The organism is Streptomyces amakusaensis, from assembly GCF_039532665.1.
Taxonomy (GTDB): domain Bacteria; phylum Actinomycetota; class Actinomycetes; order Streptomycetales; family Streptomycetaceae; genus Streptomyces; species Streptomyces amakusaensis.
In genome coordinates this window covers 203,396-225,451 of sequence record NZ_BAAASB010000012.1, presented here as the reverse complement: position 1 = coordinate 225,451, position 22,056 = coordinate 203,396, and the positions used below count along the sequence as shown (strand labels likewise).

Sequence of the window (22,056 nt, the reverse complement as noted above, 5' to 3'; positions counted from 1 at the left end):
GCGGAAACGTTCCCCCTGTGGACGCGCGACACGCCGCGGACGAGTAACGGGTAGCCGAGGTGGCACGGATGGCGATGTGGGACCGGATCAAGGACCAGGCGAAGGGGCTGCAGCAGCAGTCGCAGGGGGCCCGTGGCTCCGGCGGCGGCCACGGGCAGCCGGGGTCGGGATCGGGATCGGGAGCCGGCGGGGGATCGAAGGCTCAGCTCGTGGGGCTGCTCAAGACCCAGCTCACCTCCCTCAAGACCGAGCTGAAGAGCGGCTCCTACCGGGACGCCAGCATGGCGATGTGCGCCCTGGTCGCCGCCGCCGACGGGTCGGTCGACCCGGCTGAGCGGCAGCATGTGGAGTCGCTGATCCTCCAGAACGACGTCTTGCAGAACTTCCCGGCCGACCAGCTGCGGCAGCGGTTCAACAAGCACGTCGACCAGCTGACGTTCAATTTCCAGCAGGGCCGGGCCGAGGTCATGCAGGAGATCGCCAAGGCGGCGAAGAAGCCCACGGAGGCCAGGGCGGTCGTGCAGACCGGCTTCGTCGTCGCCGGGGCGGACGGATACATCGCCCCCGCGGAGGAGCAGGTTCTGCGAGAGGCGTGCGCGGCGCTCGGAGTGCCCCCGCACGAGTTCGGTCTCTGATCCGATCAGGTTTCGAGACCGCCGCCCGGCCGGCCGGGTCTGAAGTCGAAAGCCCTGTTCGCCCCCGATACGGGGGGCGAACAGGGCTTTGGGGTTCAAGGAGCTTGTCCGCCCGCGACCGGTGAAACCTCCGTATGTCCTTCGATAGGATGATCGGATTCAATCCGAATCATCATGATCATCCTTCCTTCTTTTCGTCAAAAGCAAGCAAATCGGCCAAAAAATTGACATTTATATCGCGAATAAGAAACAGCACCATGTTCGCCGGATGGAGCCGGTCGAGGGCGATACTGTGGGCCGCGGCCGTTGTCGTGGCCCTCGGATTCTTCATCGCCCTGGAGATCGCCGCGCGGCACTACGGTCTGCCGGGGCCGATCACCAACCAGGCGAAAGAGGCGATATTCGTCCCCGCCTCGGGCCCGCTGCTCTACGCCAGCATGGCCCTGATGGCCGTGGTGCTCACCTGGCGGCAGCGATTCGTCGCACTCGGCGCCGCGATCGGCATCGACCTCGCGATCCTGCTCGTGCGCTGGGCGATCGGCGCCGAGCTGACCTACGGCAACGGCGCGTTGTGGGTGATCCTGGGCTGCGCGGTCATCGCTCTCACCCGCCGCACCGGCCGGGAACGCGTCCTGCTGCTGAAGGGCGTCGGACTGGGACTGCTGCTGGTGGCGGGCCGTAAGACGGGCGACACCTGGCTGCTGATCACCTCGAAGACCCGCCCGGACGTCCTCGACCAGTATCTGGTGACCGCCGACCAGGCGCTGGGCAACCCGTCATGGGTGGTGGGCCGCATGGTCGAGGCCACCGGACCGGTCGGTGCCCACGTTCTCGACTGGGTCTACGTCAAGCTCGCGGTGGCCGCGGTCGTCTTCGCCGTCTACCAGCTGCGCCATGTGGCCACCGAGCGCCGCTTCCCCCGCCACCACCTGGTGCGCACCTTCCTGGTCATCGGTCTGCTCGGGCCGGGCATCTACATGATCTTCCCCGTGGTCGGACCGATCTTCGCGTACGGCCCCGACGGCGGGAACTGGGCGGTCGCCGACATATGGCCGGAGACGGCGCCCACGATCGGCACCCCGCAGTGGATGCCCTTCGACGAGATCACCCCGCGCAACTGCATGCCCAGCCTGCACACGGCATGGGCCACCGCGATCTTCATCCATTCCCGGAAGGCCCCGCGCCTGCTGCGGCTCGGCGGCACGTTCTGGCTGATCGCCACCCTCGGCGCGACGCTGGGATTCGGCTACCACTACGGTGTCGACATCATCGCCGGTGTGGTGTTCACCCTCACCATCGAGGCGGCACTGCGCTCGTACGACCGGGGCTGGGACCGGCCGGGAGTCCTGCTGGTCGCCCACGGCGCGACGGTCTTCACCGCGTTCCTGGTGTCGTACCGCTATCTGCCGATGCGGATGGCCGAGTACCCGTGGCTGTTCGGCCCCCTTCTCATTCTGGCGATGCTCTCGGTGATCTACGCCTATGTGCGGACCGCCAAGCTGTGGGACGCGGAGCCCGCACCGGCCCCGCGGCTGAAGCCGCAGCCCGAACTGGTCTGAGTCCTGCCGGCTCAGCACGGCTCAGCACGGCACAGCGCGGCACGGCACGGCCGCAGCGAGGGAGCCCCGGCGATCGCCGGGGCTCCTTGGTCTCTCCGGTCTCCTCCGGGGCTCCCGGGGCGGGATTCGACGCGGACGGTGCCGTGCAGCAGACTCGCCCCCATGACGCCCGCCGAACTCCTCCAGGCCTTCGCCCGCACCCGCGCCTCGCTCGACGGCTCCGAGGTGACCTTCCACTGGACCGGTGACGTCCACAGCTGGGGACCGGGCGAGCCCTACCGGCGCGTCTTCGGCTTCGAAGGGGTGAATGTCGCACGGCTGGTGAAGGACGGCGACGGATATCTGATGCTGTCGCGGGAGGCCGCGTTCTATCTCGACCCCCGGACCCGGGAGATCCTGGAGACCTGGGAGGACAAGCCGGTGATCCATGTCTGGAACGATCCGGCGAACCAGAAGTGGCGGCCCTTCCCGATTCCCCTGACGGACCTCGGCGACCAGGTCTGTTTCAGCATGGAGATACCGCTGGCGTACCCGTCGCCGCTGCCGGTGGCGGAGTTCCCCGAGAACTCGGCGGACGACACCTACCGGGCCCTGGAGATGTTCCAGTTCTTCGCCCCGGCCGAGGCCCTGAGGACCGGGGGGCCGAGCGTGCCGAGCACGATGTCGTGGACGCGGATGTCGCCCTGGCTGCCCTGGATGGCACAGGGGCAGCGGCCCGGCGGCCTCGCCTTCCACGGCCGGGGCCGAAAGCTGGCGTCGTGGTCCGAGGTCCCCGAGCGCACCCGGGCGTACATCGCCGCGCGGCACCCGGAGTTCGCCACGGCCCCCGAGGCGTGGAGCGAGCCGAACGAGACCAGCTGGACCTGGTTCCGCAAGCTCGCCGAGCGGTCCCGGGACACGGCGGAACAGGGGCTCTGAGGCTGTCCGGGGACCGGCCGGGGGCCGGAACGCTCAGCGTTCCGGCCCCCGGTGGACTTACCCGTGCGCCGATGGCGCGGGGGAGTCGGGTCAGGCGGGGATGACGTTCTCCGCCTGCGGGCCCTTCGGGCCCTGGGTGATGTCGAAGGTCACCTGCTGGTTCTCCTCGAGCGAGCGGAAGCCCGACGCGTTGATGGCGGAGTAGTGCACGAAGACGTCAGGTCCGCCGCCGTCCTGGGCGATGAAGCCGAAGCCCTTTTCGGCGTTGAACCACTTCACGGATCCGGTGGCCATGGTGTTCCCCTTGTCCAGGGTCGTGGGGCGCCGGCTTGTTCAGCGCCCCTGGGTGAGGTGATCGCCCTGGTCCTCGGGCACTGCCGCACAGCACAGCGCCCACGGGGGTGAACCGCGGGCGCTGAGACTTCGGAACCACGACTACTGCGGGAAAAGTTAGCCTATTCGTGACCGCATGGCTACAGGCTGCGGAGTCATGAGGGCGGAGTGTCCGCCGAGAGCGGCCGGGAGAGGGCCGCGTCGTCCTCCCGGCGGGTGACGCCGGGCCGGGTGTCGAGCGACCAGGTGTGGGCGCAGCCGGGGCACTGGAGATGGACGACCGGGCCGTCGTTGGAGATCAGATAGCGCCAGTGGTCACGGCAGTTGCGCCGGTCGGCGCAGGTCGCGCAGGTACGGGCGTCGTCGCAGCCGGGGCAGGCCACCCAGGCGCGGCGGGCGTCGTCCGCCTGGGGGTCAAGGGGCAGCCGCACGGCCCGGCCCCTCTCCGGGCAGCACACCGGCCGCGACCAGCCGCTCGTGGACGCGCCGCTGCTCGGCGTCGAGGCCCGAGTAGAGCAGGGCGTACGCCTCGTCCTCGCCCCGGAGGACGGCCGCCGGGTCCCACTCCGGACCGAGTGCGGCCATGACGGAGGCCCGGCGGCGGGTCTCCTCCAGGGAGAGGTCGATCATGAACGGTATGTGATCGACTGGTTCAGCTGGGTTCATGGCGTTTCTTCCGGTATGTCGAAGGGATGGTCCACCTGTACCAGAACGGAATCGCCGCAGGGAAGGCTTGCCTCACCTTGTGATGTACCTCATGGCGGCTCAGCTCAGCTCGGCTCAGCCCAGGCCGGGGACCGTGGAGACGAGCAGATCGATCAGCTTGATGCCGACGAAGGGCAGGACGAGCCCTCCGAGGCCGTAGACGGTGAGATTGCGGACCAGCAGCTCGTGGGCGGACGCGGGGGTGTAGCGCACGCCCCGCAGCGCGAGCGGGATCAGCGCGACGATGATCAGGGCGTTGAAGATGATCGCCGAGGTGATCGCGGACGTCGGGCTGTGCAGCCCCATGATGTTGAGCGCCTCCAGACCGGGATAGGCGCCGGTGAACATGGCGGGGATGATCGCGAAGTACTTCGCCACGTCGTTGGTGATGGAGAACGTGGTGAGCGCGCCCCGGGTGATGAGGAGCTGCTTGCCGATCTCCACGATCTCGATGAGCTTGGTCGGGTTGGAGTCGAGGTCGACCATGTTGCCGGCCTCTTTGGCGGCCGAGGTGCCGGTGTTCATCGCCACGCCGACGTCGGCCTGGGCGAGCGCCGGGGCGTCGTTGGTGCCGTCCCCGGTCATCGCGACCAGCCGGCCGCCCTCCTGCTCCCGCTTGATCAGGGCGAGTTTCTCCTCGGGGGTGGCCTCGGCGAGGAAGTCGTCCACCCCGGCCTCCTGGGCGATCGCCCGCGCGGTCAGCGGATTGTCGCCGGTGACCATGACCGTACGGATGCCCATCCGCCGCAGCTCCGCGAACCGTTCCCGGATGCCCTCCTTCACCACGTCCTTGAGGTAGACGGCCCCCAGCACCCGGGGCCCGTCCCAGTCGTCCACGGCGACCAGCAGCGGGGTGCCGCCCGAGGCGGCGATCGCGTCGGAGAACCACCGCGCCTCGGGCGGCACCTCACCGCCGCGCAGCCGCACCCACTCGATCACCTGGGCCGCCGCGCCCTTGCGGATGTGCCGTACGGCGCTGTCGTCCCACCGCAGATCGACCCCGCTCATCCGGGTCCGCGCGCTGAACGCCACGAACCGGGCCTCGCCCAACTCGCCGTCGGCGGGCTCCTGGAGCCCGTGCTTGCGCCGGGCGAGGGCCACCACCGACCGGCCCTCGGGGGTCTCGTCCGAGAGCGAGGAGAGCTGGGCCGCCTCGGCCAGGACCGATTCACCGACACCGGGCATCGGTACAAAATCTGCGGCCTCGCGATTGCCCAGGGTGATGGTGCCCGTCTTGTCGAGCAGCAGGGTGCTGATGTCGCCGGCCGCCTCGACGGCCCGGCCCGACATGGCCAGCACATTGCGCTGCACGAGCCGGTCCATGCCCGCGATGCCGATGGCCGAGAGCAGCGCCCCGATCGTGGTCGGGATCAGGGTCACCAGCAGCGCGACGAGGACGGTCGTGGACTGGTCGGCGTCCGCGTAGGCGGCCATCGGCTGGAGGGCGAGGACCACCAGGACGAAGGCGGTGGTCAGGGCGGCCAGCAGGATGTTGAGGGCGACCTCGTTGGGGGTCTTCTGCCGGGACGCGCCCTCGACCAGGGCGATCATCCGGTCGATGAAGGAGTGCCCCGGCCGTGAGGTGACGCGTACGACGAGCCGGTCGGAGAGCACGGTCGTGCCGCCCGTGACGCCCGAACGGTCGCCGCCCGACTCCCGGACGACGGGCGCGGACTCCCCGGTGACGGCCGACTCGTCGACCGCCGCGACGCCGTCCACGACATCGCCGTCCGCCGGGATCACCTCGCCCGCCGCCACCACCACGAAGTCGAAGGGCTGGAGATCGGTCGCGGCGACGAGTTCCGTCTCCGCCGAGGGGAGATGCGTACCGATCCGCCAGTTGTCGCGCAGCCGCACCGCGACGGTGTCCGTGCGCGCCCGGCGCAGCGAATCGGCCTGGGCCTTGCCGCGGCCCTCCGCGACGGCCTCGGCGAGATTGGCGAAGATCACCGTCAGCCAGAGCCAGACGCTGATCACCCAGGTGAAGAGGGAGGGGTGGACCAGCGCCGAGAGGGTGGTGAGCACCGATCCGGCGGCGACGACGAACAGCACCGGGTTCCTCGCCAGCGCGCGCGGATGCAGTTTGTGGACGGCCTCGGGGAACGCCTTCAGCAGCTGCAAGGGGTCGAAGAGTCCACCGGAGCGGCCGTGCCCGCCCGGCCGGGGGCGGTCCGCGCCGCCGGACGCGCGGTCGAGGGGGACGGTCGGGGTCTGCGGGCGAGTCGCGGGAGGCATCGCGCACCTTCTGATGAGAAGTCCGGTCACCGGTGTTCCGGTGCGGGCGTTTCGGGCCGTGCCGCCGCCGGGGGAGCGGTGACGGCACGGCCGCGGGCGGGCGCGACCGGGGAAGAACCGCCGTGTGCCCGGCCGGACGCCGACGAGAGCGCCGGCCGGCGACCTGCCACTGGCGTGCGCGACCTGGAGCGGCCGAAAGGGAAATCCTGGAGCGGCCGAAGGGGAATCTAGGCCCGCCCGCCCCGCCGCGCCCGGGGCCCCGCGAGGAATTTACGGCCCTCTGACAGCGGCCGTCCGCCGGGCGTCAAGCACCTGTCAAGAGGTGGCCGGAGCGCGTCAGGAAGACGTCAAACCTCCCCGTAACGCGGGCGGTCGGGGGCGGCGCGGCGGAGCCTTGATCCGTCGCCCGGGGAAGTGCCGGAGAAGTTCCGGAGAAGTCCCGAACCCGGCGAGACCCAGGGAACCGCCCCGGAACGGCCGGGAGTTCCCGTGAACCATCCCCAGAAAGGCGGTACACCGGTGACCCGGGTGCTGGTCGTGGACGACGAACCCCAGCTGGTGCGGGCTCTTGAGATCAATCTCAGAGCGCGCCGGTACGAGGTGGACGCCGCGCCCGACGGAGCCACCGCCCTGCGGATCGCCGCCGAGGCCCACCCCGACATCGTCCTGCTGGACCTCGGACTGCCCGACATCGACGGCGTGGAGGTGATCAGACGTCTCCGCCGCTGGAGCCGGGTCCCGATCATCGTCGTCTCGGCCCGGCGCACCTCCGAGGAGAAGATCGAGGCGCTCGACGCGGGGGCCGACGACTATCTCACCAAGCCGTTCGGCATGGACGAACTGGTCGCCAGGCTCCGCGCCGCGGTCCGCCGGGTCGAGTCCGCCGCGCCCGCCGACGACGTCCATCTCATCGCGACCGAGGACTTCACGGTGGACCTGCTCGCGAAGAAGGTCAGACGGCGGGGGCGCGACGTACGGCTCACCCCCACCGAGTGGCATCTGCTGGAGGCGCTGATTCGCAGCCGCGGACGGCTCGTCAGCCAGAAGGAACTCCTCCACGAGGTGTGGGGCGCGTCCTTCAGCACACAGACCAATTATCTCCGTGTCTACATGGCCCAGTTGAGGCGCAAACTTGAGGGCGACCCTTCGCACCCCCGGCACTTCATCACTCTCCCCGGAATGGGCTATCGCTTCGAGATGTGAGGCGCTCCACCGCTTCCGCGCGTCCCAGGGACGCACGCGCGGGGCCCACGGCGTCAGCCACTCGACCACAGGGAACGGAACATGGGACGCGGCAAGCTTCGGATCTACCTCGGCGCCGCACCGGGCGTCGGAAAGACCTACGCGATGCTCGCCGAGGCGCACCGGCGCGTCGAACGCGGCACCGACTGCGTGATCGCCTTCGTGGAGCACCACAAACGCCCTCGCACCGAGGTGATGCTGCACGGTCTGGAACACATTCCGCGCCGGGAGCTGGAGTACCGGGGCTCCGTCTTCGCCGAGATGGACGTGGACGCCGTCCTGATACGGAGACCCGCCGTCGCCCTCGTCGACGAACTCGCGCACACCAACATCCCCGGCTCCCGCAACGCCAAGCGCTGGCAGGACATCGAGGAACTCCTCGAAGCCGGGATCGACGTCGTCACCAATGTGAACATCCAGCACCTGGAGTCCCTGGGCGACGTCGTCGCCACCATCACCGGGGTGCGGCAGCGGGAGACCGTCCCGGACGAGGTGGTCCGCCGGGCCGACCAGATCGAGCTGGTCGACATGTCGCCGCAGGCGCTGCGCAGACGGATGGCCCACGGCAACATCTACAAACCGGACAAGGTCGACGCGGCGCTCTCCAACTACTTCCGCCCCGGCAACCTCACCGCGCTGCGGGAGCTGGCCCTGCTCTGGGTCGCCGACCGGGTCGACGAACACCTCCGCGAGTACCGGATCGAGCACAACATCCGGGCCACCTGGCAGGCGCGCGAGCGCATCGTCGTCGGCATCACCGGCGGCCCCGAGGGCCGCGCGCTCATCCGGCGCGCCACCCGGCTGGCCGAGAAGGGCGCGGGCGGCGAGGTGCTGGCCGTCTACATCACCCGCAGCGACGGCCTCACCTCGGCCTCGCCGGGGGAACTGACCGTGCAGCGGACCCTGGTGGAGGATCTCGGCGGCACCTTCCACCACGTCCTGGGCGACGACATCCCCGTCGCCCTGCTCGACTTCGCGCGCGGGGTCAACGCCACCCAGATAGTGCTCGGCGTCAGCCGCCGCCGGACCTGGCAGTACGCCTTCGGGCCCGGGGTCAGCGCCGTCGTCGCCCGCGAGTCGGGCCCGGATCTCGACGTCCACATCGTCACCCACGACGAGGCCGCCAAGGGCCGGGGCCTGCCCATGGCGCGCGGCGCGCGGCTGAGCCGCTCCCGGGCCGTCTGGGGCTGGCTGGTAGGCGTGGCGGGCCCGGTGCTCCTCACCCTGCTGCTCGACAGCGCGGCCCCCGACGTCGGGCTCGCCAACGACGTACTGCTGTTCCTGACGCTGACGGTGGCCGCCGCGCTGATCGGCGGACTGATCCCGGCCCTGGCGTCGGCCGCCTTCGGATCACTGCTGCTGAACTACTACTTCACCCCGCCCCTGCACGAGCTGACCATCGCGGATCCCCAGAATGTCGTCGCCCTGGTGATCTTCATCGGGGTGGCCGTCTCGGTCGCCTCCGTGGTCGATCTCGCCGCCCGGCGCACCCATCAGGCGGCCCGGCTGCGCGCCGAGTCGGAGATCCTCTCCTTCCTCGCGGGGAGCGTGCTGCGCGGCGAGACCACGCTGGACGCCCTGCTGGAGCGGGTACGGGAGACCTTCGGCATGGAGTCCGTGGCCCTGCTGGAGCGGGAGAGCGACACCGGCCCGTGGACCTGCGTCAGCAGCGTCGGCGAGGCCCGCCCGTCCGGCCGGCCGCTCGCCCGGCCCGAGGACGCGGACGTGGACATGCCCGTCGGCGACCGTATGGCCCTCGCCCTCTCCGGCCGGGTGCTCCCCGCCGAGGACCGCCGGGTCCTCTCCGCCTTCGCCGCCCAGGCCGCCGTGGTGCTCGACCGCCGCCGGCTGGTCGGCCAGGCCGAGCAGGCCCGCGAACTCGGCGAGAGCAACCGCATCCGCACCGCCCTGCTGGCCGCCGTCAGCCACGATCTGCGCACCCCGCTGTCGAGCATCAAGGCCTCGGTCACCTCGCTGCGCTCCGACGACATCGAGTGGTCCGAGGCGGACCGGGCCGAGCTGCTGGCCGGGATCGAGAGCGGGGCCGACCGCCTCGACCATCTGATCGGCAACCTCCTGGACATGTCCCGGCTCCAGACCGGCGCGGTCACCCCGCTCATCCGCGAGGTCGATCTCGACGAGGTCGTGCCGATGGCGCTCGGCTGGGTCCCGGAGGGCAGTGTGGTCCTCGACATCCCGGAGAACCTCCCCATGGTCTCCGCCGACCCCGGCCTGCTGGAGCGCGCCGTCGCCAATGTCGTGGAGAACGCCGTCGGCCACAGCCCCGAGGGCCAGGCCGTGCTCGTCGCGGCCAGCGCGATCGCCGACCGGGTCGAAGTGCGCGTGGTGGACCGGGGGCCCGGCGTCCCCGATGAGGCCAAGGAGCGCATCTTCGCCCCCTTCCAGCGGTACGGGGACGGCCCGCGCCGAGCCGGAGTGGGCCTCGGACTCGCCGTCGCCCGGGGGTTCGCCGAGGCCGTGGGGGCCACCCTCAACGCGGAGGACACCCCCGGCGGCGGCCTCACCATGGTGCTCACCCTCCGCCCCGGCGCGCGCCGCCCGCCCGCCGGGGCCGCTCCGGCCCCGGAGAGCCACGAGGTACGGCCCGCCGCGCCGTGACATCACGGTGCGGCGGGCCGCGGCGGCCGGCCAGGGGTCAGGAAGCCGTCTCCGGCGCGGCGGTCAGCCGCCAGCCGCCCGCCCGGGAGCGCTCGGCCCAGTAGCGCGCGTACCGGCCGTCCAGGGCCAGCAGCTCGTCATGGGTGCCCAGTTCGGCCACCCGCCCCTCGTCCAGCACCGCGATCCGGTCGGCCGACGCGATCGTCTGGAGCCGGTGGGCGATCACCAGCAGCGTACGGTCCGCCGCCAGCGCGGCCAGGGCGTCCTGCACCGCGTGCTCGTTCTCCGGGTCGAGCGCGGCGGTCGCCTCGTCCAGCAGCACGATCGGCGCGTCCTTCAGGATGGCCCGGGCGATGGAGACCCGCTGCCGCTCCCCGCCCGACAGGGTCGTGCCGCCCTCGCCGACCCGGGTGTCCCAGCCGTCGGGCAGCCGCGCCGCGATCTCGTCCACCCGGGCCAGCCGCGCCGCCCGGTGGAACTCCGCCTCGCTCGCCTCCGGCCTGGCCAGCCGGATGTTCTCGGCGATCGTGGCGTCGAAGAGATAGACGTCCTGGAAGACCAGCGACACCCGGGACATCAGCGCCTCGGTGCCCAGCTCGCGCACATCGACCCCGGCGACCCGCACCTGCCCCTCCTCGGCGTCGAAGAAGCGGGCGACCAGCCGGGTGACGGTGGTCTTGCCCGAACCCGACGGACCGACCAGCGCGGTCATGGTGCGCGCCGGGACCCGCAGCGAGAAGCCCTTGAGCACCGGCGCCCCCGGCCGGTAGCCGAACGACACCCCCGCCAGCTCCACCGAGGTGTCCGCAGGGTCGGAAGGCACCGCCGGGACAGCGGGCTCCGGCAGCGGCTCGGTGGCGAGCACCGTCTGAACGCGGTTCAGCGCCCCGTCGGCGATCCGCAGCGTCGCCCCCAGATCGGCGGCCGTGATCAGCGGTTCGACGAAGCGGGCGGCCAGCACCAGCAGCGCGATCAGCTCCGGCGCGTCCACCGAACCGCCCAGCGCCAGCACCGTGCCCACCATCAGCACGGCGGTGAAGCCGAACTGCACCGAGAAGACGAAGGCGGCGAAGCCCGGCACCGCGCGCAGCAGCAGCCGACGGCCGCTCGCCCGCTGGGCCGCGAGGGCGTCGTCGAGATCCCGGTGCCCGTGCACCGTACGGCCGAAGGCCCGCAGCACCGGCTGCGCCCGCGCGAACTCGATCACCCGGCCGCCGGCCTCGGCCGAGGCGGCGTCGTGCGCCCGCTCCTGCCCGTCGATCGCCCGGCCGGTCACCCGGTAGGCGGCCGCCGCCGACGGCAGCGTCACCAGTGACGCCAGCGCGAGCCGCCAGTCGAAGGCGAACATCAGCGCCACCACGACCAGCGGGGTGACGAACGCGGTGATCACGGGCCGCAGCAGATGCGCGGGAACGCCCATCACATCGACGACGCCCTTGGAGCTGAGCTGCGCGAGCCCTCCGGTGCGCTCGGCGGTGAACCAGCCGAGCGGCAGCGTGGAGACATGGTCCCCGAGCCGGTGGTACAGCGTCCTGGAGAGCCCCGCGCCCGTCCGGTACCCGGAGACGGTGCTCGACCAGTAGGCCACCGCGTACCCGGCGAACACCGCCGCGAGCGTGCCCAGCCAGGGGAGCGCCCCGGAGATTCCGCCGTCGCCGAGGAGTTCCCGCAGCAGGGGTACGAGGAGGGCGAAGGCGATCCCCTGGAGGACCGCGCAGATCAGCAGCCCGGCGACCGTCCGGCGCAGCAGTGCGGCTTCGGGCGGTTCGAGGACGGTGAGGAGTCGGCGGATCACTGGGCGGCCTCCGGGGTGAGAGGGGCGGCGGCCGTGGGGGCCCATCGGCCGGAGCGTTCGTCGATCGCCCACGAGCGGGCGTAGCGGCCGCCCGCCGCGAGGAGTTCGGCGTGCCGTCCGCTCTCGACGATCCGGCCGTTCTCCAGGACGGCGATCTTGTCGGCGCCGGCGACGGTGGACAGCCGGTGGGCGATGACCAGCAGGGTGCGCCCGGCGACCAGCCGGGACAGGGCGTCCTGGATCGCGGCCTCGGACTCGGGGTCGGCGAAGGCGGTGGCCTCGTCCAGGACGAGTACGGGGGTGTCGGCCAGCAGCGCCCGGGCGATCGACAGACGCTGGGCCTCGCCGCCGGAGAAGCGCGCCTCCTCGCCGACGATCGCGTCGTATCCGCCGGGCAGTTCGCGTACCCGGTCGTGGATCCGGGCGGCCCGCGCGGCGGCGTGGACCTCCTCGTCGGTGGCGTCCGGCCGGGCGAGCGCGATGTTGTCGCGCACGGAGGCGCGCAGCAGCTGCACGTCCTGGAAGACGAAGGAAACCAGCCGGTAGAGCCGTTCGGCGGGCAGCCGCCGCAGATCGGCGCCGCCGATCCGGATCGCGCCGCCGGTCACGTCGTAGAACCGGGGGAGCAGCCGGGCCAGGGTGGTCTTCCCGGAGCCGGAGGGGCCGACGAGCGCGGTCACCGTCCCTGGCTCCAGGGTCAGGCTCACCTCCTCCAGGGCGTTGCTCCGGTCGTCGTATCCGAAAGAGACCCGGTCGAACTCGACCGTGGTGCCCAGGGGTTCGCCCTCCGTGCCGGGTTCGGGTTCGGGCAGCGGCTCGGTGGAGAGGACGGCGGCGACCCGTTCGGCCGCCGCCCGGGCCTTGCGTATCTCGTCGAAGGAGTAGCCGAGGCCGAGCACGGGCGCGGTGAGGCCGAGGCCCAGCAGGGCGAAGGGCAGCAGATCCACCGCGTCCGCCCAGCCCCGGGAGACGAACGCGCCGCCGACCCCGAGGATCCACAGCAGCAGGAAGACCGGGGAGAGCACCAGCTCGGACGCGGCCGAGGTACGGAACATGCTCTGCACGTAGCGGAGGAAGAACGAGGTCAGATCGTCGGCCGCCTCGGTGTAGCGCCGGTGCGCCCGGCCGCTGCGGCCGAAGGTCTTGACGACGGTGATGCCGTGGGTGAACTCCACGGACGCGCTGCCGATCCGGGCCAGGGCGCGGCCGTACTCCTCGAAGCCTGCCCGGGCCGAGGCGCTGCCCGTCATCCGCGCGTACATGGCCAGTCCGGCGCAGACCGGGATCAGGGTGACCAGGGTGAGCCGCCAGTCGGTGGCGAACAGCCAGCCCAGGGAGACCAGGGGGACGACGGTCGCGCGGGTGAGGTCGGTGACGGTGTGGCCGACGAGGTGGTGCATGGCGGAGACGTCGTCGCCGACCGATTTCCGCACCAGTCCCGAGTTGCGCTCGGTGAACCACCCCAGCGGTACGCGGCCCAGGTGGGCGGCGAGCCGGCGGCGCAGATCGAGGCTGATGTCGTTGTCGGCGAGATGGGCGAGGGCGCCGGCCGCGAGGGTGAGCCCGAGCCCGGCGAGCATGGTCGCGGCCGCGATGCCGGCCACCCACCAGGCGCGTTCCCGGTCGAAGCCGTCGGGGCCCTCCGCGAGGAGGACCACGCCGAGTTCGGCGACCGCGATGAACGGCACGACCGAGGCGACGGAGGCGAGGGCCTGGAGGGTCACCGCGAGGACGAGCCGGCCCCGGACGGGCGCGAGGAGTTCGCCGAGCCCGACGGCCGGCGCGGCCTCCGGGCCCTCCGTGGCGGGTGCGTTCTCGGTGGTCCCGGCACCGCTGCCGGGTGGATCGTGGTCCGCCGGCCGCTGCTGCTGGTCCGTGGTTCCGGGCATACCGCCTCCGTGCGTTGTATACGGCGTATACTTAGGTGAGGCTGTACTAAGTAGAGGTCTACTGTCAAGGCGGAACGGCGAGGGGTGCGGAGGGGGCGGGGAGGGGGTGCGGACGGGATCAGCGGGGGCCGAGCACGCCGTCCAGCACGCGATCCAGATGGGCCGCGAAACGCTCCCGGTCGCGGGGGCCGGCCAGGTCCCCGGTCCGGTACCCGGCCGCGATCGCCTCCCGCAGCCGGGGGAAGCGCTCCGGGTCGACGGCCAGCATCATCCGCCGTGCCTGGGTGTCCGCCCGGTCGTGGTGCGCGACCAGCGTCTCGCCGAAGAGGAAGCTGAAGAGCAGCGCGTACGCGTCACGGCCCCGCGCCGGTTCGAGTCCGGCGTCCGCGAACGCCGCGAACACCCCCTCCAGCACCGGCAGCACCCGGGTGCTCGCCAGCCCCTCGGTCACCAGCACCTGCACCACCCAGGGATCGCGGCGGAACGCCTCGTACATCCCGTGCATGATCACCGTCAGCCGCTCCCGGGGGGTCCCCGCCGCCGGGGGAGCGGGGATGGACTCGGCCACCGCGTCCAGCATCCGGATCAGCAGGTCCTCACGGTCGGTCACATGCCGGTACAGCGCCATCGCCGACACCCCCGACTCCTCGGCGAGCCTGCGCATGCTCACCGCCGCGAGCCCCTCGTCCCGCGCCACCCGGAGCGCGGTGGCGACCATCGAACCCGAGGTCAGCGGGGTGGTACGGCGGGGGCGGGCGGGGCGAGTCGGCATGACGCCATTGTCGGCGGGGCGCTCACCGGTCCGTCAAATCACCCGCCGCCGGGCGCGCCCCGGGCCGCGCCCGGCGACCGCTCCGGGGGAATAGCCCCGAGACCCGCCAGGTTGTTCGTTGCGCAACCATCGAAATCTCTTGGACGGGGCTTTCTCATGGCCTTTGAACTCGGTATCTACCACTTCGGTGAGCTGACTCCGGACCCCACGACCGGGATCACGCCCGCACCCGGGCCCCGGCTGAGAGAGCTGGTGGAGCAGGCGAGGGCGGCGGACGAGGCGGGGCTCGACGTCTTCGCCGTGGGCGAGCACCACCGTACCGACTTCGCCGTCTCCAGCCCCGCCGTCCTCCTGGCCGCGATGGCCGAGAACACCCGCAGGATCAAGCTCTCCAGCGCCGTCACCGTGCTCAGCTCGGACGACCCCGTCCGGGTCTTCCAGCAGTTCGCCACCGTCGATCTGCTCTCCGGCGGCCGGGCGGAGATCATCGCCGGGCGCGGCTCGTACATCGAGTCCTTCCCGGTCTTCGGCCACGACCTCGACGACTACGCGCAGCTCTTCGCCGAGAAGCTCGACCTCCTGCTGCGGCTGCGCGCGGAGAACCCGATCACCTGGCAGGGCTCGCTGCGGCCCTCGCTGAACGACGCCGACATCACCCCGAGGCCGGATCGCGAGCTTCCGGTGTGGGTGGCGGTGGGCGGCACCCCCGCCTCCGTCGTACGGGCCGGCCGGCTCGGGCTGCCGCTCTCGCTGGCGATCATCGGCGGCGGCTACCGCCAGTTCGCGCCCTTCGTCGACCTCTACCGGCAGGCCGGGGCCGAGGCCGGACACGACCCGTCGGCGCTGAAGGTCTCGATCAACTCACCGGGCTTCGTCGCCGCCACCCACGAGGAGGCCATCGAGGTCTCGCACCCCTACTTCCAGGCCGGCTGGATGGCCAACCACCACCAGCGCGGCAAGGGCGTGCCCATGCCCAGGCGCGCGTACGAGGCCCAGGCCACCCCCGGGGGAGCCTTCTTCCTGGGCAGCGCCCAGGAGGTCATCGACAAGATCCTCGCCCAGTACCGGCTCTTCCGCCACGACCGCATGATGATCCAGCTGGGCTTCGGCACCCTGCCCCAGAAGGAGGCGCTCAAGGCGATCGAACTGCTGGGCTCCGAGGTCGCCCCCGTCGTGCGCAAGGAGATCGCCGCCCTGAGCGCCTCCGGCGCGGAGGCGGCGTCATGACCGGGCCGCTGCGCGTGGTCGCGGTGGTCGGCAGCGTACGGAGTCCGTCCAGGACCACCGCGCTCGCGGAACTGATGCTCCAGACCCTGGCCGCGCGGACCGAGGCCGAGACACGGCTGATCGAACTCCACACCCTCGGACCGGCCTTCACCGGCGCGGCGGGTCGGGAGGGGCTCGACGCCGGGGTCGAGGACGCGCTGCGGGCGGTGGAGACGGCCGATCTCGTCATCGCGGCCACCCCGGTCTTCCGGGGCTCCTACACCGGGCTGTTCAAACACTTCTTCGACCTCGTCGACCAGTACGGCCTCGCCGCCAAACCGGTGCTGCTCGCCGCCACCGGCGGCAGCGACCGGCACGCCCTGGTGATCGAGCACGCGATGCGCCCGCTGTTCGCCTTCCTCCAGGCCTGGACCGCACCCGCCGGGGTGTATCTCGGCTCGGGGGACTTCGACGGCACCGTCATCCTCAATCCGGAGGTGTACGAGCGGATCGAGATGGCCGTGGACGACGTCCTGCCGGTCGCCAGGGCGCTGAGCGCGGTCAGGGCGGGCGCGCCCGCCCCCTGACGAGCTTCCCTGCTCCCTGCTCCCTGCTCCCTCAGCCGATGCGCAGGACGGGTTTGACCACGGCCCCGCTCCGGGCGTCGGCGACGGCCCGGTTGATCTCCTCGAAGCCGTAGAAGGAGATGAGCCGGTCGAAGGGGAACCGCCCGGCCCGGTGGAGGTCGATGAGCCGGGGGATGAACAGCCGGGGCACCGAGTCGCCCTGTGCGATGCCGCGCACGGAGCGCCCGCCCAGCAGCGCGCTCATGCTGACGGGCGCGTGCGTGCCGGGGGGCGCTCCGCCGATCAGGGCGGCCGTGCCCAGCGGGGCGAGCGCGTCGACGGCGAGGGTGAGCATCTCGGGGCGGGCCGTGATCTCCAGGACGAAGTCCGTGCCGCCGCCGGTGATCTCCGCGATCCGGGCGGCGGTGTCCTCCTCCCCGGCGTGCACCGTGTGGGTGGCCCCCAGCTCCCGCGCGAGTTCGAGCCGTCCCGGGACGATGTCCACGGCCACGATCCTCCCCGCGCCCGCGATCCGCGCCGCCATCACGGCGGCCAGCCCGACCGCCCCCGAGCCGAGGACGACCAGGGACGCCCCGGCGGGCACCTTCAGCGAGTTCAGCACCGCGCCCGCGCCGGTCTGGATACCGCAGCCGAGCGGGCCGAGCAGCTCCAGCGGCACCTCGTCGCCCACCTTGACCACATTGCGCTCGGTGGCGAGGGCATGGGTCGAGAACGAGGACTGCCCGAAGAAATGGCCGTGGACCGTCTCGCCGCCCGCGCCGCTCAGCGCGTTGGTGCGGTCCGGCCGGGAGCCGCCGAAGTTGAGCGGGAAGGTCCGCACACAGTAGGCGGGAGCCCCGCTCAGACAGGACCGGCAGTGGCCGCACGCCTGGTACGACATCACCACCCGGTCACCCGCCGCGACCGCGGTGACCGCGTCGCCCACCCGCTCCACGACCCCCGCGCCCTCGTGCCCCAGGACCGCGGGCAGCGGGACGGGAGGCCGCTGGTCGCGCGCGTGCAGATCGGTCTGGCACACGCCCGTGGCGACCACCCTGACCAGCACCTCGTCGGGCCGCATCCGCGCGTCGAGTTCGAGGTCCTCCAGTGCGAAGGGCTCCCCCTTCCCCCGTACCACCGCGGCCCTGACGGGGACGGCCGCCGGGCCGGGACCCCCCGGTGCGTGCGGCGCGGGCGCGGCCTGTGCTGTCGCCATCTTCCATCTCCCCGTCGGACGCGCCCCGGGCGGGGCGGTGGGCGGCCTTTGGTGACCACGGTCCCTCCCGCCGTCCGGCACCGCATCCCGGCGGTCTCCCGGACGAGGGGCCGACGGGCCGGGAATCACCCGGTCGGGGGAGCACGGGCCTGCCCCGCCCCCGCCCCGGCTTCGGCCTGCCCCGGTGCGCCGCCGGTGTGAGGACACGACCTAGACTGCGGCCCGCCGGAGGACGGCAGAGTCATGGGGGACGGACACATGGGTCAGGAATCACCGCCGCGCGAGTACCGCTTGAAAGCGGGCCGCATGTGGCTGGCGCTGGTGTGGGTGAGCGCGCCCTGTATCGGCGTGCTCGTGGCGCTGCTCGGCGACGACGATGTGCCGACCTGGCTGAAGCTGCTTGTCGCGGCGTTCTTCCTCGGCCTCGTCGGCCGGCTGCGGTTCGCGCTGCGGCGCGGGGGGACCTTCGCCGACGCCCGGGGAATCGAGGTCCGGGGCTACTTCCGGCGCACCCGCTTCTCCTGGGCGCAGATCCAGGACATCCGGGCCCGCCCCAACCCCGCGGCCGACCGCAACCGCCTGGCTCCGGCCTACTTCGCGGACGTACACCACCACAACGGCAAACGGACCCGGCTGCCCTGGCTCGACAGCGCGCACGTGGACGTCTCCCGCGAAGTCGCCGCCCTGCGCACGCTCTGGGAGCGGAACCGCGGCACCTCCTGAACCCGCCTTCCCCCGAAGCGGCCGGGCCCGGGGGCCGGGCCTGGCCGCTGTCGGTGGGGGCTCGTAGGGTTGGGGGTATGAACAGCATGGGGGAGACGGGCGGGACGGGCGGGACGTACACAGAGGCGCAGCCCGGGGTGCAGTGGTACTACGAGCAGTACGCGCAGGCGCTGGCGGACCGGTATGAGGCGCTCACCTTTGACGGGCTGTACGAAGGGATGCTGTCGTTCCTGCCGGACGCGCCCGCCAGGGCGGCGGACATCGGCGCGGGGACCGGCCGGGACGCGGCGGCGCTGGCCCGGCGGGGGTACCGGGTGACGGCGGTGGAGCCCGTGCGCGAGATGAGGGCGGTCGCGGCCCGGCTGCATCAGCAGCCGGTGGAGTGGGTGGCCGACGCGCTGCCCGAGCTGAGCCGGGTCGAGGGGCCGTTCGAGCTGCTGCTGCTCTCCGCGGTGTGGATGCATCTCGACGAGGACGAGCGGCCGTTCGCCATGGAGCGCGTCGCCGGGCTGCTGACCGAGGGCGGCCGGCTGCTCATGACCCTGCGGCACGGGGAACCGCCGCGCGACCGGCGGATGTTCGACGTGTCGGCCGACGAGACGGAGGCGCTCGCCGCCCAGTACGGGCTGCGGCGGATACACCGGTCCGGCGGCGAGGACCGGCTCGGCCGGAGCGGGGTGCACTGGAGCCGGATCGTCTTCGAGAAGACCCCGGAGACCCCGGAAGCCCCGGAGGCCCCGCCCGGAGAGTGATCTCCGGGCGAGGACCGTCCCGCGCGGTGGTCAGCCCGCCTCCCGCAGGGCGATCGCCTCGCTCAGCGCGGACTGCTCGGCCTCCGGGAGCCGGCGCTCCGCGTGGAGCATGCGCAGCGCGGTGGTCAGCCGTTCCGCGTCCTCCAGCCGGCCCAGACCGCCCAGATACGCCGGGAGCAGCAGCCCCAGCGAATCGAGATCGGCCCGGGCGCACAGCCGCTCCAGCAGCGCCCTGAGCGGCTCGTCCGCCGCCGTCTCCGGGGCGGTGGCGCGCAGCCCCCGGGCGACGCACAGCCGCAGCCACTCCGCGTACTGCCCCGGCGGCAGATCGTCCAGCCGCGCCGCCGCCGCCTCGAAGTGCGTCCGGGCGCGCACCGGGTCGCCCAGATCGAGCCAGGCCCTGCCCATCGTGCCGTGCAGCGAGGGGTAGAACGGCCGGACCCGTTCGTCGCCCACCCGGTCGGCCCGGTCCAGGCACTCCTGGTTCCAGCGCAGTGTCTCCTCGGCCGTGGCCTGGTGCCGGGCGAGATAGTGCGCGGCGACACAGGCCTCGTAGTCGTCCTCGGCCGCCTCCCAGGCCCGCAGGAACAGTCCGGCGGCCTCGTCGGCGCGGCCCTCCGCCTCCGCCCTCATGCCTCGCGCGCACAGCCTGACGACGGGGTTCTCCGGGTTCACGAGCGGGTCCTTCCGGGGGTGTCGAGCGCGACGGGCATGACCAGGGTGGTGAAATCGCCCTGGTCGGCGGAGCGCACCACGACGGGCCGATCGGAGGCGGCGATCTCCAGCAGGGCGTCGGGGCCGACGCCCGACTCCAGGGCGGGCCCCAGCACGGCGGGGTCGAAGGCGACCCGGGGCGATCCACCGTCCTGGCGCACGGCGGGCAGCACGGTCGTACGGGATCCGTCCGGCAGACCGACGGACAGCCGGTCGGGGCCCGGCCGCAGCACGACGGCACGGACGTCGCCGCAGTCCCCGACCGCGCCGAGGAGGGCGGCCCGGTCCGCGATCAGCCGGTGCGCGGGCGGGTCGAGCGCCGCCAGCATCTCGCGGTACGCGGGGAACTCGCCCTCCGCCGGTTCGAGTTCGCGACTCCGGCCGCCGCCGTGGGCGACGACCCCGTCCGGGCCCGCCTCCAGGGTCACATCGGCGGCCCGGGCCGCCCAGACGCCCAGCGCCACCAGGTCGGCGGCCGTCAGCAGCAGCCGCCGCGAGGGCCCCCGTACCGCCGAGGACCGCAGCGTGCGCAGGGACAGCCGGTAGCGGTCGGTGGCGGCGAACCGCACCTCGCCGTCGTCGATCTCGACCAGGACGCATCCGATGACGGGGCGCTCCGGATCCCGCCCGGCCGCGGGCGCGACCTGACGGGCCGCGCTCGCCAGCTCCGCGCCGCCGAGCGTCGCCCAGGTCCGCTCCCCGGCCCCGCCCAGCGCGCGCAGCACCGACGCGATCGTGGCGTCGGCCGCCCGGGTCCGCTCCCGCTCCCGTTCCCGGTGGTGCTCCAGCACGGCACGGGCCCGCGCCGGATCGCCGTCCAGGACGAGGGAGACCTCGGCCAGCGGCAGTCCCGCGCCGCGCAGTCCGCGCAGCAGCACGGCGCGTTCCTCCTGGTCCGGGCTGTAGTAGCGGTAGCCGGTCGTCTCGTCCACGGACACCGGCGGGAGCACCCGGCAGTCGTCGTAGAAGCGCAGCGCGCTCGGCGCGAGACCGACGCGGCGGGCGAAGGCGCTGATGGTCAGTCGTTCGGTGGTGCCGTCCATGCCCGCGATTCTGGGCCTTCAGCCGGCTTGAAGGTCAAGCGCCGCCGCCCGCCCGGAGCCTCCCCGGGCCCTTCGGCCGGGCCGGCCGGTCCCGGGCCCGGGACCTGCGTCCGCCGTACGGGGACCTGCGGCCCTCGCAGCGGTGTGGCGGTGCCCGCATGCTGGAAGAAGAGGGGATCGAGCAACGGATCCCATCGTTCCAGGAGGTGTGCACCATGTCCCGCACCGTCACCGCCGGTCTCGACGGCTCCCGAGAGAGCCTGGCCGCCGCCGTATGGGCGGCCCACGAGGCGAAGCTGCGCGGGCTGCCGCTGAGACTGATCCATGTGCGCGAGACGACCCCCCTGCTTCAGGCGCCCTTCATCGGCGGTGAGACCCAGCCGTGGCCCGAGCCGTCCGCGACCGAGCGGATCCCCCGGGAGACCGCCGAGGCGCTGCTGCGCCGCCACCCCGAACTCGACGTCAGCTGGGAGCAGGTCGCCGGCCGTCCCGCCGAGATCCTCACCGAGGCGGCCGAGGAGTCCGAGCTGCTGGTCCTGGGCTCCCGGGGGCTCGGCGGCCTCGGCGGCTTCCTCCTCGGGTCCGTGGGCCAGGCGGTCGTGGCCCGCGCCGGGCGGCCGGTGGTCCTGGTCCGCGCACCACAGGACGAGGAGGACGAGGCCCCCGGGCCGGCCGAGGGTCCCGTCGTGCTCGGCCTCGACGCCAACGCCCCCGACGAAGCTCTGATCGAGTTCGCCTTCGAGGCCGCCGTACGCGGCCAATCGCCTCTCCACGTCGTCCACAGCTGGAACCTGCCGCCCTACTTCGCCTACGGACTGCCCCCGGACCCCGAGCTGAACGCCCAGCTCGGCGATGTCGAGTCCCGCACCCTCACCACCGTCCTGGACCCCTGGCGGCGGCGCTACCCCTCGGTCCAGGTCGTCGAACAGGCCCTCCCCGGCAAAGCCGTCGACCAACTGGTCGAGGCCTCCGGCCAGGCCTCCCTCCTGGTCGTCGGCCGCCGTATCCGCCGGGCCACCCCCTTCGGCGGCCGCATCGGATCCGTCGCCCACGCGGTCCTCCACCACGCGGCCTCACCGGTCGCGGTGATCCCGCACCAGTGAAGGACCGGGGCCGCTCAGGGTTCACACGGGA

Annotated in this window: 20 protein-coding genes; 10 read left to right on the top strand and 10 right to left on the bottom strand. The window is 72.6% G+C overall.

Annotated features, from left to right (window positions below; translation table 11 throughout):
* Nucleotides 1-68: 68 nt before the first annotated feature.
* From ABD371_RS22360 to ABD371_RS22350, 3 genes are all read left to right on the top strand, one after another.
* On the top strand, nt 69-635 hold the full coding sequence (locus ABD371_RS22360) for a tellurite resistance TerB family protein (RefSeq protein ID WP_344479520.1): 567 nt from the start codon (nt 69-71) through the stop codon (nt 633-635).
* Nucleotides 636-892: 257 nt separating this feature from the next.
* Nucleotides 893-2,194: a phosphatase PAP2 family protein gene (locus ABD371_RS22355; protein WP_344479519.1), complete on the top strand. Its 1,302-nt coding sequence runs from the start codon at nt 893-895 to the stop codon at nt 2,192-2,194.
* Nucleotides 2,195-2,356: 162 nt separating this feature from the next.
* Nucleotides 2,357-3,112 (top strand): DUF1838 family protein, encoded by a 756-nt coding sequence (locus tag ABD371_RS22350; protein ID WP_344479517.1) that lies wholly within the window; start codon nt 2,357-2,359, stop codon nt 3,110-3,112.
* A gap of 90 nt (nt 3,113-3,202) precedes the next feature.
* Here the strand turns inward: ABD371_RS22350 and ABD371_RS22345 are convergent, their stop codons facing one another.
* From ABD371_RS22345 to kdpB, 4 genes are all read right to left on the bottom strand, one after another.
* Entirely contained in the window at nt 3,203-3,406 is a 204-nt protein-coding gene (locus ABD371_RS22345; protein ID WP_190123041.1) for a cold-shock protein, read from the bottom strand.
* Nucleotides 3,407-3,600: 194 nt separating this feature from the next.
* Nucleotides 3,601-3,876: a hypothetical protein gene (locus ABD371_RS22340; protein ID WP_344479516.1), complete on the bottom strand. Its 276-nt coding sequence runs from the start codon at nt 3,874-3,876 to the stop codon at nt 3,601-3,603.
* Complete coding sequence (locus tag ABD371_RS22335; protein ID WP_344479514.1) at nt 3,860-4,111, bottom strand: DUF6400 family protein; 252 nt, start codon at nt 4,109-4,111, stop codon at nt 3,860-3,862. The genes ABD371_RS22340 and ABD371_RS22335 overlap by 17 nt, the downstream gene beginning before the upstream one ends.
* A 114-nt stretch (nt 4,112-4,225) precedes the next feature.
* Nucleotides 4,226-6,385 (bottom strand): potassium-transporting ATPase subunit KdpB, encoded by a 2,160-nt coding sequence (gene kdpB / locus ABD371_RS22330; RefSeq protein ID WP_344479512.1) that lies wholly within the window; start codon nt 6,383-6,385, stop codon nt 4,226-4,228.
* A 519-nt stretch (nt 6,386-6,904) separates the two neighbouring features.
* On the opposite strand from kdpB, the gene ABD371_RS22325 reads away from it, so the two are divergent.
* The gene (locus tag ABD371_RS22325; RefSeq protein WP_344479644.1) at nt 6,905-7,588 is read left to right on the top strand and encodes a response regulator; all 684 of its coding nucleotides are present in this window, start codon (nt 6,905-6,907) and stop codon (nt 7,586-7,588) included.
* 81 nt (nt 7,589-7,669) lie between these two features.
* Nucleotides 7,670-10,246, top strand: coding sequence for a DUF4118 domain-containing protein (locus tag ABD371_RS22320; RefSeq protein ID WP_344479511.1), 2,577 nt, complete (start codon nt 7,670-7,672; stop codon nt 10,244-10,246).
* A gap of 37 nt (nt 10,247-10,283) precedes the next feature.
* Here ABD371_RS22320 and ABD371_RS22315 read toward each other — a convergent pair whose 3' ends face one another.
* The 3 genes from ABD371_RS22315 to ABD371_RS22305 all read right to left on the bottom strand — a co-directional run bounded on the left by ABD371_RS22315 (nt 10,284) and on the right by ABD371_RS22305 (nt 14,702).
* Nucleotides 10,284-12,041 carry an ABC transporter ATP-binding protein gene (locus ABD371_RS22315; protein ID WP_344479509.1) on the bottom strand — a complete coding sequence of 586 codons (1,758 nt, stop codon included), beginning with the start codon at nt 12,039-12,041 and terminating at the stop codon, nt 10,284-10,286.
* A complete protein-coding gene (locus tag ABD371_RS22310) occupies nt 12,038-13,930 on the bottom strand; it encodes an ABC transporter ATP-binding protein (RefSeq protein WP_344479508.1) in 1,893 nt (630 codons plus the stop codon). The genes ABD371_RS22315 and ABD371_RS22310 overlap by 4 nt, the downstream gene beginning before the upstream one ends.
* Before the next feature lie 118 nt (nt 13,931-14,048).
* Nucleotides 14,049-14,702: a TetR/AcrR family transcriptional regulator gene (locus ABD371_RS22305; RefSeq protein ID WP_344479506.1), complete on the bottom strand. Its 654-nt coding sequence runs from the start codon at nt 14,700-14,702 to the stop codon at nt 14,049-14,051.
* Between the two features lie 156 nt (nt 14,703-14,858).
* Between ABD371_RS22305 and ABD371_RS22300 the strand changes: the two genes are divergently transcribed.
* Entirely contained in the window at nt 14,859-15,929 is a 1,071-nt protein-coding gene (locus ABD371_RS22300) for an LLM class flavin-dependent oxidoreductase (RefSeq protein WP_344479505.1), read from the top strand.
* Nucleotides 15,926-16,495: an NAD(P)H-dependent oxidoreductase gene (locus ABD371_RS22295; RefSeq protein ID WP_344479503.1), complete on the top strand. Its 570-nt coding sequence runs from the start codon at nt 15,926-15,928 to the stop codon at nt 16,493-16,495. Before ABD371_RS22300 ends, ABD371_RS22295 begins: the two co-directional genes overlap by 4 nt.
* 31 nt (nt 16,496-16,526) lie before the next feature.
* Here the strand turns inward: ABD371_RS22295 and ABD371_RS22290 are convergent, their stop codons facing one another.
* Complete coding sequence (locus ABD371_RS22290; protein ID WP_344479502.1) at nt 16,527-17,690, bottom strand: NAD(P)-dependent alcohol dehydrogenase; 1,164 nt, start codon at nt 17,688-17,690, stop codon at nt 16,527-16,529.
* Nucleotides 17,691-17,948: 258 nt separating this feature from the next.
* Here ABD371_RS22290 and ABD371_RS22285 point away from each other — a divergent pair, with 258 nt between their 5' ends.
* Together ABD371_RS22285 and ABD371_RS22280 are read left to right on the top strand one after the other, a co-directional pair.
* Nucleotides 17,949-18,413 (top strand): PH domain-containing protein, encoded by a 465-nt coding sequence (locus ABD371_RS22285; protein ID WP_344479500.1) that lies wholly within the window; start codon nt 17,949-17,951, stop codon nt 18,411-18,413.
* A 77-nt stretch (nt 18,414-18,490) separates the two neighbouring features.
* Nucleotides 18,491-19,165 (top strand): class I SAM-dependent methyltransferase, encoded by a 675-nt coding sequence (locus ABD371_RS22280; RefSeq protein WP_344479498.1) that lies wholly within the window; start codon nt 18,491-18,493, stop codon nt 19,163-19,165.
* Between the two features lie 30 nt (nt 19,166-19,195).
* On the opposite strand, the gene ABD371_RS22275 is transcribed toward ABD371_RS22280, so the two are convergent.
* Both ABD371_RS22275 and ABD371_RS22270 read right to left on the bottom strand, forming a co-directional pair.
* Nucleotides 19,196-19,840 carry a tetratricopeptide repeat protein gene (locus ABD371_RS22275; protein ID WP_344479497.1) on the bottom strand — a complete coding sequence of 215 codons (645 nt, stop codon included), beginning with the start codon at nt 19,838-19,840 and terminating at the stop codon, nt 19,196-19,198.
* Nucleotides 19,837-20,922 (bottom strand): DNA polymerase III subunit beta family protein, encoded by a 1,086-nt coding sequence (locus tag ABD371_RS22270; RefSeq protein WP_344479495.1) that lies wholly within the window; start codon nt 20,920-20,922, stop codon nt 19,837-19,839. Before ABD371_RS22270 ends, ABD371_RS22275 begins: the two co-directional genes overlap by 4 nt.
* 215 nt (nt 20,923-21,137) lie before the next feature.
* Here ABD371_RS22270 and ABD371_RS22265 point away from each other — a divergent pair, with 215 nt between their 5' ends.
* Nucleotides 21,138-22,025, top strand: coding sequence for a universal stress protein (locus ABD371_RS22265; protein WP_344479494.1), 888 nt, complete (start codon nt 21,138-21,140; stop codon nt 22,023-22,025).
* Nucleotides 22,026-22,056: the final 31 nt, after the last annotated feature.